This is a genomic window from Acidovorax sp. Leaf160, assembly GCF_001424265.1.
Taxonomy (GTDB): domain Bacteria; phylum Pseudomonadota; class Gammaproteobacteria; order Burkholderiales; family Burkholderiaceae_C; genus Paracidovorax.
Map to the genome: position 1 here is coordinate 75,475 of NZ_LMOV01000006.1, position 14,563 is coordinate 90,037.

General features: G+C 68.5%; 12 protein-coding genes. 5 read left to right on the forward strand and 7 right to left on the reverse strand.

The features are described from left to right. Positions 1 to 80: 80 nt before the first annotated feature. The 4 genes from coaD to ASF94_RS04830 all read left to right on the forward strand — a co-directional run bounded on the left by coaD (position 81) and on the right by ASF94_RS04830 (position 8,134). Positions 81 to 578 (forward strand): pantetheine-phosphate adenylyltransferase, encoded by a 498-nt coding sequence (gene coaD, locus ASF94_RS04815; protein ID WP_056662396.1) that lies wholly within the window; start codon positions 81 to 83, stop codon positions 576 to 578. A gap of 65 nt (positions 579 to 643) precedes the next feature. Further along, complete coding sequence (locus ASF94_RS04820; protein WP_056662398.1) at positions 644 to 4,240, forward strand: DUF2126 domain-containing protein; 3,597 nt, start codon at positions 644 to 646, stop codon at positions 4,238 to 4,240. A 164-nt stretch (positions 4,241 to 4,404) separates the two neighbouring features. Next, positions 4,405 to 7,080 carry a circularly permuted type 2 ATP-grasp protein gene (locus ASF94_RS04825; protein ID WP_056662433.1) on the forward strand — a complete coding sequence of 892 codons (2,676 nt, stop codon included), beginning with the start codon at positions 4,405 to 4,407 and terminating at the stop codon, positions 7,078 to 7,080. A gap of 25 nt (positions 7,081 to 7,105) precedes the next feature. After that, a complete protein-coding gene (locus tag ASF94_RS04830; RefSeq protein WP_056662401.1) occupies positions 7,106 to 8,134 on the forward strand; it encodes a transglutaminase family protein in 1,029 nt (342 codons plus the stop codon). A 239-nt stretch (positions 8,135 to 8,373) separates the two neighbouring features. Here the strand turns inward: ASF94_RS04830 and ASF94_RS21965 are convergent, their stop codons facing one another. From ASF94_RS21965 to ASF94_RS04855, 6 genes are all read right to left on the reverse strand, one after another. Further along, positions 8,374 to 9,897 (reverse strand): putative zinc-binding metallopeptidase, encoded by a 1,524-nt coding sequence (locus tag ASF94_RS21965; protein ID WP_082492991.1) that lies wholly within the window; start codon positions 9,895 to 9,897, stop codon positions 8,374 to 8,376. Between the two features lie 223 nt (positions 9,898 to 10,120). Beyond that, positions 10,121 to 10,435, reverse strand: a complete 315-nt coding sequence (locus ASF94_RS04840; protein ID WP_056662403.1) for a BON domain-containing protein — start codon at positions 10,433 to 10,435, stop codon at positions 10,121 to 10,123. Between the two features lie 107 nt (positions 10,436 to 10,542). After that, on the reverse strand, positions 10,543 to 11,109 hold the full coding sequence (locus tag ASF94_RS04845; protein ID WP_200933021.1) for a bacterioferritin: 567 nt from the start codon (positions 11,107 to 11,109) through the stop codon (positions 10,543 to 10,545). A 72-nt stretch (positions 11,110 to 11,181) separates the two neighbouring features. Next, complete coding sequence (locus tag ASF94_RS04850; RefSeq protein WP_056662406.1) at positions 11,182 to 11,583, reverse strand: hypothetical protein; 402 nt, start codon at positions 11,581 to 11,583, stop codon at positions 11,182 to 11,184. Positions 11,584 to 11,660: 77 nt separating this feature from the next. Continuing rightward, complete coding sequence (locus tag ASF94_RS20670) at positions 11,661 to 11,825, reverse strand: DUF1328 domain-containing protein (RefSeq protein WP_082492992.1); 165 nt, start codon at positions 11,823 to 11,825, stop codon at positions 11,661 to 11,663. A 234-nt stretch (positions 11,826 to 12,059) separates the two neighbouring features. Continuing rightward, positions 12,060 to 13,397, reverse strand: coding sequence for a CHASE3 domain-containing protein (locus tag ASF94_RS04855; RefSeq protein ID WP_056662410.1), 1,338 nt, complete (start codon positions 13,395 to 13,397; stop codon positions 12,060 to 12,062). 141 nt (positions 13,398 to 13,538) lie between these two features. On the opposite strand from ASF94_RS04855, the gene ASF94_RS04860 reads away from it, so the two are divergent. Then, complete coding sequence (locus ASF94_RS04860) at positions 13,539 to 14,171, forward strand: response regulator transcription factor (protein ID WP_056662412.1); 633 nt, start codon at positions 13,539 to 13,541, stop codon at positions 14,169 to 14,171. 151 nt (positions 14,172 to 14,322) lie between these two features. Here the strand turns inward: ASF94_RS04860 and ASF94_RS04865 are convergent. Next, positions 14,323 to 14,563: integrase core domain-containing protein (locus ASF94_RS04865; RefSeq protein ID WP_156382424.1), on the reverse strand; the 241-nt coding region annotated here is incomplete at its 5' end.

The window sequence follows — 14,563 nt, forward strand, 5'->3', positions numbered from 1 at the left end:
CATGCCGATGCCGGTGGGCGGAGGGGGCCGCGCCGGGCACTGCATAATCCGCCCATCTCCACGCTTGACTCCCCACCGCCATGGCCCAGAACGTGCTCGCCGTCTATCCTGGAACCTTCGACCCCATCACCTTGGGCCACGAAGACGTGGTGCGCCGCGCCACGCAGCTCTTCGGCCGGGTGATCGTCGCGGTGGCGGCCGGGCACCACAAGAAGACCATGTTCAGCCTGGAAGAGCGCATCGCCCTGGTGCGCGAAGCCGTGGCGCCATACCCGCAGGTGCAGGTGGAAAGCTTTTCGGGCCTGCTGCGCGACTTCGTGGTGGACCGTGGCGCCAAGGCCATGGTGCGGGGCCTGCGCGCGGTGACCGACTTCGACTACGAATTCCAGCTGGCCGGCATGAACCGCACCCTCATGCCCGAGGTGGAGACCGTCTTCCTGACGCCGAGCGACCGTTTCCAGTTCATCAGCAGCACCTTCGTGCGCGAGATCGCCACGCTGGGCGGCGAGGTGGACAAGTTCGTCTCGCCCGCCGTGCTGCAGCACCTGCTGGTCAAGGTCGGCCGCCAGCCGGGCTGATCGGGCGGGTGCGGCCGGGCGAAGTCCGGGGACATGGGCTCGGGACTTGCTAGCATGGCGGGCATATGTCCATCCATGCCGCACTCCATCACGTCACCCACTACACGTACGACCGGCCCATCGGATTGGGCCCCCAGATCGTGCGCCTGCGGCCCGCGCCCCATTGCCGCAGCCATGTGGTGTCGTACTCGCTGACCGTCGAGCCGGCCAACCACTTCATCAACTGGCAGCAGGACCCGTTCGCCAACTACCAGGCGCGGCTGGTCTTCCCGGAGAAAGCCACCGAATTCAAGGTCACGGTCGACCTGGTGGTGGAGATGTCGGTCTACAACCCGTTCGACTTCTTCCTGGAGCCGCATGCGGAAACCTTCCCCTTCCGCTACAGCGCCGAACAGGCGCAGGAACTGGCGCCCTACCTGGCGACCGAGCCCGTCACTCCGCTGCTGCAGGACTATCTGGACAGGATCGACGTCGCCGAGCGGCCGACCATGGACTTTCTTGTCGCCATCAACCAGAAGGTGGCGCAAGACATCAAGTACCTCATCCGCATGGAGCCCGGCGTGCAGACGCCCGAGGAGACGCTGACCAACGCCAGCGGCTCCTGCCGCGATTCGGGCTGGCTGCTGGTGCAGCTGCTGCGCAACCTGGGCCTGGCTGCGCGATTCGTGTCGGGCTACCTCATCCAGCTGACGCCCGACGTCAAGTCGCTCGACGGCCCGAGCGGCACCGAGCACGACTTCACCGACCTGCACGCCTGGTGCGAGGTGTATCTGCCCGGCGCGGGCTGGGTCGGGCTGGACGCCACCAGCGGCCTGATGGCCGGCGAGGGCCACATTCCGCTGGCCTGCACGCCCCAGCCTTCCACCGCCGCGCCCATCGAAGGGCTGGTGGACGAGGCCGAAGTGGTGTTCCATCACGACATGCGGGTCACCCGCATCCATGAATCGCCCCGCGTCACCAAGCCCTACACGGAAGAGCAGTGGCAGGCCGTGCTGGCGCTGGGCCATGCGGTCGATGCCGACCTGGTGGCGGGCGACGTGCGCCTGACCATGGGGGGCGAGCCCACCTTCGTCGCCGTCGCCGATCGCGACGCGCCCGAGTGGAACACCGACGCGCTGGGGCCCACCAAGCGCGGCTATGCCACCGAACTCGTGCACAAGCTGCGCGCCGAATACGGCGACGGCGGCTTCCTGCATTTCGGCCAGGGCAAGTGGTACCCCGGTGAGCAGCTGCCGCGCTGGGCGCTGTCGATCTGCTGGCGCGCCGACGGGCAGCCGGCCTGGAGCAACCCCCAGCTCTTCGCCGACGAACGCCAGCCGCAGCACTACACCAGCGACGACGCGCGGCGCTTCATCCACCACCTGACGGCCAAGCTGGGCCTGGACGACGGCTTCATCCAGCCGGGCTATGAAGACACCTGGTACTACCTCTGGCGCGAGCGCCGGCTGCCGGTCAACGTCGACCCCTTCGACGCCCGGCTGGACGACGAACTGGAACGCGCCCGCCTGCGCCGCGTCTTCGCGCAGAAGCTCGACAGCGTGATCGGCTACATGCTGCCGCTCGAGCCGGCGGAAGGGTCGCCGCCGCTCGCCGGCACGTCCTGGAAGACCGGCCCCTGGTTCTTCCGCGACGAGCGCATGTACCTCATCCCCGGCGACTCGCCCATGGGCTACCGCCTGCCACTCGACTCGCTGCCCTGGGTCAGCGAGTCCGACTACCCCTACCTCGTCGAGCAGGACCCGTCGGTCGCCACGCAGGGCCTGCCGGCTTCCACTGCGCTGCAGGCGCGCTACGCCGCGCCGGCGGGCCGCCCTGTGGCGGGCGGTCGCGACCTGCCCTACCTGGCCGGCGCCAGCGCGCCGGGCGAGGCGCGCCGCGCGTTCCAGGTCCGGCCCGACGCCGTGAGCGGGACAGGCACGGGTGCCTGGGGCGCTGCGGGCCCGGCGGGCACGGCGGGCGCGGCGGCAAGCGCTGCGGGTTCGGCAAGCGGTGGCGGCGTGCCGGGCCAGGCCCAGGCCCAGGCCGAGCCCGCCGACTTCGTGAAGGCGCCGGGCCGCTTCGAGTCGGCCCAGGGCCACACCCGCACGGCGCTGTGCGTGGAAGCCCGCGACCCGCGCCGCGCCAACGGGCCCAAGTCCGAGTTGGTAGGCGAAGCCTCCAGCGTTCTCTACGTCTTCATGCCGCCGCTGGCCCGGCTGGACGACTACCTCGATCTGCTGTCCGCCGTGGAAGCCACGGCCCAAGAGTTGGGCGTGCAGATCGTGCTGGAAGGCTATCCGCCGCCGCGTGACGCGCGCCTGAAGCTGCTGCAGGTGACGCCCGACCCCGGCGTGATCGAGGTGAACATCCACCCCGCACACCACTGGGGCGAACTGGTGCAGCACACCGAATTCCTCTACCAGAGCGCCTTCGAGACGCGCCTGTCGGCCGAGAAGTTCATGACCGACGGCCGCCACACCGGCACCGGCGGCGGCAACCATTTCGTGATGGGCGGCGCCACGCCAGCCGATTCACCCTTCCTGCGCAAGCCGGAATTGCTCGCCAGCCTGATCCTCTACTGGCACAACCACCCGTCGCTGAGCTATCTCTTCAGCGGCATGTTCATCGGCCCGACCAGCCAGGCGCCGCGCGTCGACGAAGCGCGCAACGACCAGCTGTACGAGCTGGAGATCGCGCTGCGCGAGATCGAGAACAACCGCGCCATCCACGGCCAGGACATGCCGCCCTGGCTGGTCGACCGCACGCTGCGCAACATCCTGATCGACGTGACGGGCAACACCCACCGCAGCGAGTTCTGCATCGACAAGATGTATTCGCCCGACAGCAGCACCGGCCGCCTGGGCCTGCTGGAGCTGCGCGCCTTCGAGATGCCGCCGCATGCGCGCATGAGCGTGGTGCAGCAACTGCTGCTGCGCGCCATGATCGCGCGCTTCTGGAATGCACCCTACAAGGCGCCGGCCGCGCGCTGGGGCACCGAGCTGCACGACCGCTGGCTGCTGCCCGCCTTCGTGCGGCAGGACCTGCACGACGTGCTGGCCGAAATGCGCGAGGCCGGCTATGCGTTCGACGACGCCTGGTTCGCGCCGCACTTCGAATTCCGCTTCCCGATGATCGGCCATGTGCAGTCGCGCGGCGTGGAACTCACCCTGCGCAACGCGCTGGAGCCCTGGCACGTGATGGGCGAGGAAGGCGTCATCGGCGGCACCATGCGCTACGTCGATTCGTCGCTGGAGCGCATCGAGGTGGCGGTCACCGGCTTCAACGAAAGCCGCTACGTCGTCACCGTGAACGGCGAGCCGCTGCCGCTGCAGCCCACCGGCACCACGGGCGAATACGTGGCCGGCGTGCGCTACAAGGCCTGGAACCCGCCCAGTGCGCTGCATCCGACCATCGGCGTGCATGCACCGCTCACCTTCGACATCGTGGACACCTGGTCGCGCCGCTCGCTCGGCGGCTGCCAGTACCACGTGGCGCACCCCGGCGGCCGCAACTATTCCACCTTCCCGGTGAACGCGTACGAGGCCGAGAGCCGCCGGCTGGCGCGCTTCTTCCGCATGGGCCACACGCCCGGCCGCATGGACGTGCCGCCCGCCACCATCGAACTGCCCGGCAGCCGCGAGTTTCCGTTCACGCTCGACCTGCGCCGCGCCATGCGGCCTTGACGCCGGCCCCGGACGTCCCGGCAGCGGCGCGCGCCACCGCCGGGACGCTGGCACCGCCGGTGCCCCTGCCGACGGCGGAAGGCGCGGTGGCGGAGCGGGGCGGCGGGCATGCCGCGCTGGATGGCATCCTCCACGGCTCCGAACTCCCGCACAATCCCGGGGCTGTGGAACATCCCAACGAATCCCTGTTCGCGCCCGACACGCCCGAGACGCCCGCCCAGCTGGCGGCCGCGCTTGCGCCCCTGGCCTTGCCGGGGCATTACGACGAGCTGCGTGGCGTGGGCGTGCCGGCCGCTGGCGGCGGCGGCGTCGACGGGGCGGCCCGGCCGCCCGTTGCAGCGGAGGCGCCGCTGACGCCGGCCTGGGCCGAATTCTTCGGCCACCTGGGCGCCGATGGCTTCAGCGACCTGGACCGCCGCACGCTCAGCCTGCGCCGGCAGGTGCGCGACAACGGCATCACCTACAACGTCTACGCAGACGGCCACGGCCCGCAGCGGCCCTGGGCGGTGGACCTGTTTCCGCTCATCGTCACGGCCGAAAGCTGGGCGCGCATCGAGGCCGGCGTGCTGCAGCGCACGCGCCTGCTCGAAGGCATCCTGGCCGATGTCTATGGACCGCAGCGGCTGCTGTCGAAGGGGCTGCTGCCCAGCGCGCTGGTGCAGGGCCACCCGGGCTACCTGCGGCCCATGCACGGCGTGGTGCCGGTGGGCGGCACGCACCTGCACATCGCCGCCTTCGATCTGTCGCGCGACGAGCAGGGCGACTGGTGGGTCGTGTCGCAGCGCACCCAGGCGCCCTCGGGCCTGGGTTATCTGCTGGAGAACCGGCTGCTGGTGTCGCGGCTCTTTCCCGAGGCCTTCGGGCAGATGCCGGTGCAGCACCTGGCCGCCACCTACCGGGCGCTGCTCGACAGCCTGCGCCAGCGCACGCCGGCCGGCCAGGGCGCGCGCATCGTGCTGCTCACGCCCGGGCCCTACAACGAGACCTACTTCGAGCACGCCTACCTGGCGCGCTACCTGGGCCTGACGCTGGTGGAGGGGAGCGATCTGACCGTGCGCGGCGAGCACCTCTACCTCAAGACGCTGCACGGACTGCAGCCGGTGCACGGCATCCTCAAGCGGCTGGACGACGAATTCCTCGACCCGCTGGAGCTGCGCAGCGATTCGCGCCTGGGCGTGCCCGGGCTGCTGCAGGTGGTCCGTGCGGGCAACGTGCTGGTGGCCAACGCGCCCGGCTCGGCCTTCCTCGAATCGACCGCGCTGCTGGGCTTCCTGCCGGCGCTGTCCCGCGAGCTGCTGGGCGAGGAACTGGCGCTGCCGTCGCTGCCGACCTGGTGGTGCGGCGAAGACGCGGCGCGCCAGGGCGTGCTGCCCCATCTGGCGCAGAGCGTGATCCGCCCGACCTGGCCCGGCGTGGGCGCCCAGGGCGAAATGCCGGTGCTCTGCCACGGGCTGACCGGCCCCGAACTCGCCACCTGGGCGCAGCGCATCGCGCAGGAGGGCGATGCCTATACGGTGCAGGCCTATCAGCCGCTGTCGCAAACGCCCACCTGGCGCACCGTGGCGGACGGCCGGCGCATCGCGCCGCGCTCGGTCATGCTGCGGGTGTTTGCCGTGTCCGACGGGCCGGGCGCCTGGCGCGTGCTGCCCGGCGGCCTCGCGCGCATCGCCACCGGCACGCACGAGATCACCTCGATGCAGCGCGGCGGCAGCAGCGCCGACGTGTGGGCGCTGACCGATGGCGCGGTGGACACCACCACCTTGCTGCCGGCCGCGCAGGCGGCGCCCGCCGTGGCGCACCGCAGCCGGCAGGTGACGAGCCGGTCGGCCGAAAACCTGTTCTGGCTGGGCCGCTACACGGAGCGGGCGGAGAACACCATCCGGCTGGCCCGCCTGGCGCTGCAGAGCCTCAACGGCGAGGACCAGTCGTCCCAGCCGCTGCTGGCCTGGCTCAGCGCGCTGGCCCGCAGCCAGGGCCTGGTGGCGCCCGGCGTGCCCGGCGCGGCGCAGGGGCGGCGCGTGTTCGAGCGTTCGCTGATCGCGGGGCTGGCCGACACCGTGCGCGCCACCAGCGTGGGCTACAACCTGCGCGGCATCAAGGGCGCGGCGGGGGCGGTGCGCGACCGGCTGTCGCAGGAGCAGTGGAACCTGATCGTGCGCGCCGAGGCCGACTTCTTCCAGCAATGCCCGAACGGATCGCATGGCGGCGACTATTCGGCGCCCGAGTCGCTGCGGGTGCTGGAGGTGCTCAGCGGGCACATGGCGGCCATGACCGGGGCACAGACCGACCGCATGATGCGCGACGACGGCTGGCGGCTGCTGTCCGTCGGCCGGCACATCGAACGGCTGGGTTTCCTGGCCGACGCGCTGGCGCGCGGCTTCGACACCGGTGCGGTGGCCGACGAAGGGGGCTTCGAGGCCATCGTGGCGCTGTTCGACAGCACCATCACCTTCCGCGCGCAATACCAGTTGCGGCACGACGTGCCGGCGCTGGTCGACCTGCTGGTGCTCGACCCCGACAACCCCCGCTCCCTGGCTTGGGTCGCGCGCACGCTGCGGGGCCGCGTGGCCAAGCTGCATCGCAACGCGCATGGCAGCGCCGACCGTGCCGAGGGTGGCACAGAGAACACGCCCGACGGCGAGCCCGTGGCCGCCGCCGAGCTGTTCGATCCGACGGAGCTAGCGCTGGAGGCCCTGTGCGCGCAGGATTCCACCGGCGCCTACCCGGCGCTGGCTGCCATGCTCTCGCGCTGCGCGGGCGACGCCTGGCGGCTGTCCGACCAGCTGGGCGCCCGCTATTTCACCCACTCCGGCGACCAGCGCCAGAGCCTGGGCAGCTGAATCCCCCAAGCCATTCCGCCTCAACATGCTGCTGCGCGTCATTCACGAAACGGTGTACGAATACGCTCCGGCCGTCAGCAACGCGCAGCACGTGGCGCATCTGCGGCCGGTCGAAACGGCGGGGCAGAAGCTGCTGGAGCATGCCCTGCTCATCGACCCGCTGCCGGCGCAGCGCAGCGAGGTGACGGACGTCTTCGGCAATACCCGCACCTTCTTCAGCCTGCCTTTCACGCACGGAGCGCTGGGCGTGCGGGCAGAGAGCCTGCTGGAGACGGGGACGCCGCCGCCCGTCGCCCACCCGGCGGAGGAAGAGAGCGTGGCCTGGGAAGCGGTGCGCGACGGCCTGCGCTACCACCGGGGCGCGCCGTACGCCTGCGCTGCCGAGTTCACCTTCGCGTCGCCCTATGTGCCGCGCCATGCCGACTTCGTCGCCTACGCCCGTCCCAGCTTTCCGCCGGGCCGTGCGCTGCTGCCTGCGGCGCGCGACCTGATGGCGCGCATCCACGCCGACTTCACCTATTCATCGTCGTCCACCGATGTGGGCACGCCGGCACTGGAGGCGCTGGCGATGCGCCGAGGCGTGTGCCAGGACTTCGCCCACATCATGATCGCCTGCCTGCGCGGTCTCGGGCTGGCCGCCCGCTATGTCAGCGGCTACCTGTTGACGCAGCCGCCGCCCGGCCAGCCCCGGCTCATCGGCAGCGATGCATCGCATGCCTGGGTGGCGGTGTGGGTGCCGCATGCGCCGCAGGACAGCGGCGGGGGAGAGCGTGGAGAGGGCGAGCCGGGCGAACGCGGCGAACGAGGCGAACGAGGGGCTGCGGTGAGCGGGGCCTGGCATGACCTCGACCCCACCAACGACCGCGCGCCGGGCGAGGACTACGTCACGCTCGCGGTCGGGCGCGACTATGCCGACGTGTCGCCATTGCGCGGCGTCATCCACGGCGGCGCACGGCATGTCCTGAAGGTGGCGGTGACGGTGGCGCCTGCGGACGACCCGGCGGTCGCCGGGCTGGCTGTTGGCACTGATCTGGGCGGGCCGGCGTCCGCCTGACCTGCGCCGCGCTGCCGGGCTCCGCTGCCAGCGGCGTCCTGCAACCTGGTGACCAACGTCCCGGCACGGGAACCGTCAACCAAATTTATGCATCAAAATGGCCTCAGGCGCTCGTCATTGCTATGTTTAGTGCTATTAAAACAATAGCATAAGCGTAGTGCTAAGCGGCCTGCGCATCCGGTCACCCGCTCAAACTCGTAGCCGGAATGCAGGCGCCCTGACGTGGGCGCCCGCGGCCGTCATTTCTGCAGGGCCGGCTCGGGCGCCATAGGCGCGTTGTTGCCCGCCGGGACTGGTGCGGTTCCATCCACGGGCTGTGTCACCACGGGCCCGTCGTTCAGCTGCGCGACCGCCAGCTGCGCCGGGTCCTGCGTGGCGGGGGCCGGCACGCTACCATCCTGCATGGCAGGTGCGGGCATCGCGTCGTTCACCATGGGAGGAGGCGCCACGTCGGCGGCGTCCGCAGGGGCGGGCGCGTCTGCCAGCGGCGGGGCTTCCGTGGCGGCGGGCTGCTGCGTGTCCTCCTGGACCGGCTGCGTCACCGGCGTCAACTGGCCGTTCACCAGCGCGTGGACGAAGCGCAGCTTTTCCTTCACGCCCGCACCCATGGCGAATGGATAGGCATCCAACTGGCCCAGGCTGCGGTTCAGGCTGTTGAGCAGCAGGGTCAGCGGCACCCACGCCTGCATCATCGCGTCGAAGTCCGGCACCGCCTCGGTGAACGGATTGACCATGGCGTAGCGGGGTTCACCCAGCGGGCCGGGGATGGCCACTTCGGTGCGGTAGCTCTGCGCGGTTTCCAGCAGGTCCACCATGTGCAGGTAGTGCGCCCAGGTCTCGGCCCAGTCTTCCCAGGGGTGGGAGGTGGCGTAGTCGCTGATGAAATCGTTCTGCCAGCCCGTGTGCGGCGCGCTGGCGTAATGCGCCTTCAGGGCCTCGCCGTAATCGGCGCGCTCGTCGCCGAACACTTCGCGATAGGCATCGACATGCCCGCCGAGCAGCACCAGCACGTCCCAGTAGTAATGGCCCGATTCATGGCGCAGATGGCCCAGCAGCGTGCGGTAGGGCTCGCCCAGCTCGATGCGCCGGCGGGTGCGCTCGTCGTCGTCGGCCTCAGCCACGTTGAGCGTGATCACGCCGGCGTCATGGCCGGTCATCACCGGGGCTTCCGGGGTGTCGGCCTTGAATTCATAGACCGGACCGGGCTCGCCCTCGATCTGGGCGATGTCGAGTTGGGCCAGCGAGTAATAGAGGCGGCGCTTGGCGATCTCGATGTTGGTCCACCGGCGCACGTTGTCGGGGTCGGACAGGTCGGGAAGAATCCGGGTCTGCTCGCACGACACGCAGAGCATCGGGGCAGCGTCGGCGACCGGAGCAGGGGTGCTGCCATCCGGAGCCGCGTCACCGCCAGCCGTGCCGTCCATGGGCGCGGGCTGGGCCGGCGATGGCTCGCCGGAGGCTGCAGCCTGCGGCACGTCGTGGCACGGAATGGCGAAGTTGCACGCGTTGTGGGCTTCGCGGTTGGCGCACATGCGAAAGCGCGATGCCGGTGCGGGGACCGCCGCCGCGGAGCCGTTGGCCGGCTCTACGGAGCCGGGCACGTCGTTGAGCCGCTCCCACAGCGTCGGATCGTCTGTGGCCGGCTGCAACGCCATCATCTCCAGGCGCTCCGGGTCGAATGCCAGGGCGCTGCCGCAGGCCAGGCATTCGGAGCTGTCGAAGAACACCAGGGATCCGCAGTGGGTGCAGTGAAAGAGTCGCATGATGAATTACCGGTGAATAGCGGGTCGGGCGAAGGGCAGGGCAGAACAGGGGGCTGGGCGTGGGGCAGAAGCGGCACGCGCAACAACGACGACGGGCGGGCTCACATAAAAAAGCCACGGCTTTCCGGATTGGAAACCGTGGCCTGCGAAGGTCCGGAGGGTGTGCCGGCGGCGCCCTCGTCAAAAGGGCTCGCCGGTGATGCCCTTCCGGGCTTCAGGTCGCTCAGGGACGAACGACGATGCTGTTGCGCACGTCGCGCACATGCTTGGTGTTGCGGGCGATGGCTTCAGCCTGGTTCTTTTCTGCTTGCGACTTGGCGAAGCCCGACAGTTGCACCGTGCCATTCAGCGTTTCCACGCTGATCGCAGTGGCGGAGACCGACTTGTCTTCTGCCATCTTGGCCTTCACTGCGGTGGTGATGCCTGCGTCGTCGACGTAGGAGCCCACGGATTGCTGGTCACGGGCGACCGAGCAACCGGCGGAGATGATGGTGGCGCCAGCCAGAGCTGCGAAAGCGAGGGCACGTGCGTATTTCATGATTGTTTCCTTAGTATGGTTGAACACGGGTGCTGGGAGACTCCAGCTCATCGGCCTGTTGCACCCTCCGTGGCCGATGGACTGTTGGGGGACTAGCCAGCCGCTTCTCAGCGGTGCAGCCAGTCCTTCAATTCGTCGGCATGCTCTTCTTCGTCCGCCAGGATGCCCTCGAGCATGCGGCGGGTGGTCGGGTCCTTGTCGCCGATCAGCGTGATCATCTGGCGGTACGCTTCGACGGCAATGCGTTCGGCCACCAGGTTCGCGCGCACCATGGCCTTCAGGTCGGACGATTCGTCGTACTGCGCATGGCTGCGGGAAGTCAGGCTGTCGGGCGAGAAGTCCGGCTCGCCGCCCAGCTGGACGATGCGCTGGGCGATCATGTCGGCGTGTGCGGCTTCTTCGTTCGCATGCACCAGGAACTCGGCCGCGATGGCCGGCGACTCCAGGCCATCCGCCGTGAAATAGTGGCGCTTGTAGCGCAGCACGCACACCAGCTCGGTGGCCAGTGCGTCGTTCAGCAGCTTGACGATGGCGTCACGGTGCGGGCCGTAGGCCGGCGTAACGGCGCCTTCGTCGAGGTCTTCGGTCGCGGCTTGCTTCAGGGCTTGCTCGTCGAGCACCAGCGTATCGCCGTCATCGGCATTGGCTGCCTGGTTCATCTTGTCGTTGTTCATGGGACGCTCTGTTTTGGATCGTGGGGTCAGCCGGGGCTGTGATGATGGAGGCGCATTCCCTGGGCGGCAGGCTCAGTAGTCGCGGCGGCGGCCACTGCTGTCTCGCGACAGGAAGATGATGGTGGCGAAGGCGGCGCCGGCAGCGGCAGCGATGAGCAGCGACTTGCCGGGCTGGTCGACCACGTAGCGGGTGGTTGTGTCCGCCACCTGGTTCAGCTGGCGGCGGGCGCGTTCGCTGGTTTCAGCGCAGTAGTTGATGCCGCGGTTGGCCAGTTCCTGGGCCCGTGCGGCCAGATCGTCGATGGCGGGGTTCACGCCGTCCTTCAGGCTGTCCACGCCGGCTTCTGCCTTGTCGAGCGTGTTGGCGGCGGCACGGCGGGTGGCGCTCACCGCGTCCTTGGCGGAGTCCAGCACGCCTTCAGCGACGGTGTGGGCGGTGTTGGCGGCTTTTTCGGTGGCGGATTGCAGAGTCATGGAAATACCTTTCTAGAGAGGGCGGCGTGAGGGCGAGAGCGGTGGGACGTGGCAGCGATGCCGGGGTGCGGCGCCTGTTACCCGCGCTTCATCAGGCCCATGACGAAGGTGACGATGGCCATGATCACGAACACGAAGAACAGGATCTTGGCGATGCCGACCGCGCCGGCAGCGATGCCGCCAAAACCGAACAGGGCGGCGACCAGGGCGATGACCAGAAAAACGACTGCGTAGTGCAACATAACCATCTCCTGTGAACCGGCCCGAGGGCCGTTGGTTTGACTTCAGCACCGGGCTTCGTGGTGCATGAAGCCAATGTATTCAGCAGGGTGTCGCCGGAATGCCGGTGCCGTGCGCGCCACGCTGTAGGACTGCATCCCTGCGGAATCGCTCGTTGCCAACGCGGGTGCCGCAGGCGAAATGCGGCTACCCGCACCCGGGGTGGCGCACCACCGGGCGTGGGTAGGTCGGCCGCTTCAGGCGTGGGGAAGCACAGCCGCCACCAGCGTGCCTTCGCCCAGGTCGGAGGTCACCGTGAGGCGGCCCCCTGCGGCTTCCACGCGATGCCGCATGCCCATGAGCCCGTGGGAGCTGGCGTTGATGGTGGAGGTGTCGAATCCGTTGCCGTCGTCCCGGATCTGCACCGACACATGGGTGGGGTAGTTGTGCACCGCCACGAGCACCTTGCGTGCTTCTGCGTAGCGCCCGATGTTGGTGAGCGATTCCTGCACCACCCGGTAGACCGTCAGCTGCACCGGCTCGGGCAGGTCCACCGTCTCCAGGTTGACCTCCACTTCGATGCCGCTGCGCTCGGCGAACTCGCGGGTCAGGATTTCCAGCGACGCGGTAAGGCCCAGGTTGAACAGCGACGAAGGCCGCAGGTCTTCGATGATGCGTCTCTTGAGGGCGATCCCGCTGTTCAGCGTTTCGGTCAGATGGCGAAGGCGTTCCGCGATCTCGGGTACCTGCACGTCCACCCGCGATTTCAACCGGGCCACGTCCAGCTTGGCAGCCGTCAGCAGCGCGCCCAGTTCGTCATGCAGTTCGCGCGCGAGGTGCCCGCGTTCGTCTTCCCGCACCTGCTGCAGGTGGTTCGCCAACTCGGTCAGCGACGCGGTGCGCTCGCGCACCAGGCCTTCGAGCCGGTCGCGTTCGCGCGCCAGCACTTCCTGCTCGCGCTCGCTGACGGCCTGCAGGGTGATCGCCTGGTGGAGGTACATGTAGAAGGCCAGCAGCACGATGGCCGCGAACGCAGCGATACCGACGCGCGACAGCAAGAGCGAGTGCAGGATGTCCTGCGTGCTGTGCGCCGTGCGCTGCGCGCTGCGCTCGATCAGCAGCGAGGCCTGCGTGCGGATCGCGTCCATGTTCTCCTTGCCCACGTCGGTGGACAGAACGAACTTCCATGCATCGTCGTTGTTCTGCCGGCGCAGCCGCAGGCTCAAGTCGAGCTCGGACATCTTGCGTGCGATCTGCCGCGAGAGCTGGGCGAAGTCCGCCAGATCTTCCGGTGAATCGACGAACAGGGCGCGCAGCTCGTCCAGGTTGCTGTTCAGCGTGGTGATCGACTTCTGATAGGGCTCGAGGTAGCGCTCGTCGCCCGTGAGCAGATAGCCCCGCAGGCCAGTCTCCGCGTCCAGCGTGTTCTGCATCAGCCGGTCGAGTGCGGCCCGCGTGGTGTGGGTGCGCGTCAAGGCGCTCACCGCGTCGCGCGAGCGGGAGTAACCGACCTCGTTGATGCCCACCAGCACAGACACCGCCAGCAATGCCAAAGGCAGGCTGACAGCCATCTTGCGGAAATTGGGCCAGCGCATATATAGGTTTCTCCGGACGACAGGTCAATGTTTTCTGGATAATGTGAATTGCCGCAGCCGGCTTGACGGGTGCAGGCATGCTGATGCACCCTGCAGCGGCTTACGATAACGCTAAAGAGCGACCTTCTGAAAGAAAGCTTAATGATCAAGATTGGGATTGTTGATGACCATGCCATTGTCCGTTCCGGACTGCGGCAATTTCTTTCTGAGCACGTGGACCTGCGTGTCGTGGGAGAAGCCTCCAACGGTCGCGAGGCGATTGACCTGGTGCGCGCCGAAGAAATCGACGTGCTGTTGATGGACTTGTCCATGCCCGGCCAGAGCGGCCTGGATGCGTTGGCCATGCTGCGCGCCAAGGCGCCTGACATGGGCATCCTGATCCTGAGCGGCTACCCCGAAGAGCACTACGCGATCAACCTGATCCGCCAGGGTGCGAGCGGCTACCTCAACAAGGAATGCGACCCCAAGGAAATCGTGGAGGCGATCCGCACGATCTCGCTGGGCCGCCGCTATCTCACCCCTGCCGTGGCCGACCTGCTGGCGCAGCAACTCAACCGCAAGGACGACGCGCCTCCGCACGAGCAGCTGTCGGAGCGGGAATTCCAGGTGTTCCTGAAGCTGGCCAAGGGCGAGACGGCGGGCGACATCGCCAAGTCGCTGTCGTTGAGCGTCAAGACCGTGAGCACCTACCGCACCCGTTTGATGGAAAAGATGGCGCTGTCGTCCAACAGCGACCTGACGTACTACGCCCTCAAGAACAAGCTGATCGATTGATCCATTGATCGATCGATCTGCCGAGCTGGAGACGGCTCGGGCCGGGCCGGCAGCACTGCCGGCCGCGCCGGTCCACGGGGGCTGGACGCTTCTATAAGTGACCCGTCCTGCATAGCGTTGACACTGAGGGACTGTTAAAACTCCAGCCGGACTATCCGGCCAATGACGCCCGATGCACTGCATCGGGCGTTCGCATTTTCAGCGACAGATGCGGTCGCTCGCAGTTGTAGATCCTGATCGACTGCGCAACCATGCGCCTGGCCTGCTCCAGGCCTGCAGGGCGATGCAGCAGGAACTCGGTCTTCAGGATGCCGTTGACCCGCTCGGCCAGTGCGTTCTGGTAGCAGTCGTAGCCGTCGGTCATCGAGCAGGTCACACCGTGGCGCTGGTGC

What these genes read in the sequence shown, in the direction of transcription:
- coaD (WP_056662396.1), top strand. Translation starts at nt 81, where the DNA reads ATGGCCCAGAACGTGCTCGCCGTCTATCCTGGAACCTTCGACCCCATC.
- ASF94_RS04820 (WP_056662398.1), top strand. Translation starts at nt 644, where the DNA reads ATGTCCATCCATGCCGCACTCCATCACGTCACCCACTACACGTACGAC.
- ASF94_RS04830 (WP_056662401.1), top strand. Translation starts at nt 7,106, where the DNA reads ATGCTGCTGCGCGTCATTCACGAAACGGTGTACGAATACGCTCCGGCC.
- ASF94_RS21965 (WP_082492991.1), bottom strand. Translation starts at nt 9,897, where the DNA reads ATGCGACTCTTTCACTGCACCCACTGCGGATCCCTGGTGTTCTTCGAC.
- ASF94_RS04840 (WP_056662403.1), bottom strand. Translation starts at nt 10,435, where the DNA reads ATGAAATACGCACGTGCCCTCGCTTTCGCAGCTCTGGCTGGCGCCACC.
- ASF94_RS04845 (WP_200933021.1), bottom strand. Translation starts at nt 11,109, where the DNA reads ATGAACAACGACAAGATGAACCAGGCAGCCAATGCCGATGACGGCGAT.
- ASF94_RS04850 (WP_056662406.1), bottom strand. Translation starts at nt 11,583, where the DNA reads ATGACTCTGCAATCCGCCACCGAAAAAGCCGCCAACACCGCCCACACC.
- ASF94_RS20670 (WP_082492992.1), bottom strand. Translation starts at nt 11,825, where the DNA reads ATGTTGCACTACGCAGTCGTTTTTCTGGTCATCGCCCTGGTCGCCGCC.
- ASF94_RS04855 (WP_056662410.1), bottom strand. Translation starts at nt 13,397, where the DNA reads ATGCGCTGGCCCAATTTCCGCAAGATGGCTGTCAGCCTGCCTTTGGCA.
- ASF94_RS04860 (WP_056662412.1), top strand. Translation starts at nt 13,539, where the DNA reads ATGATCAAGATTGGGATTGTTGATGACCATGCCATTGTCCGTTCCGGA.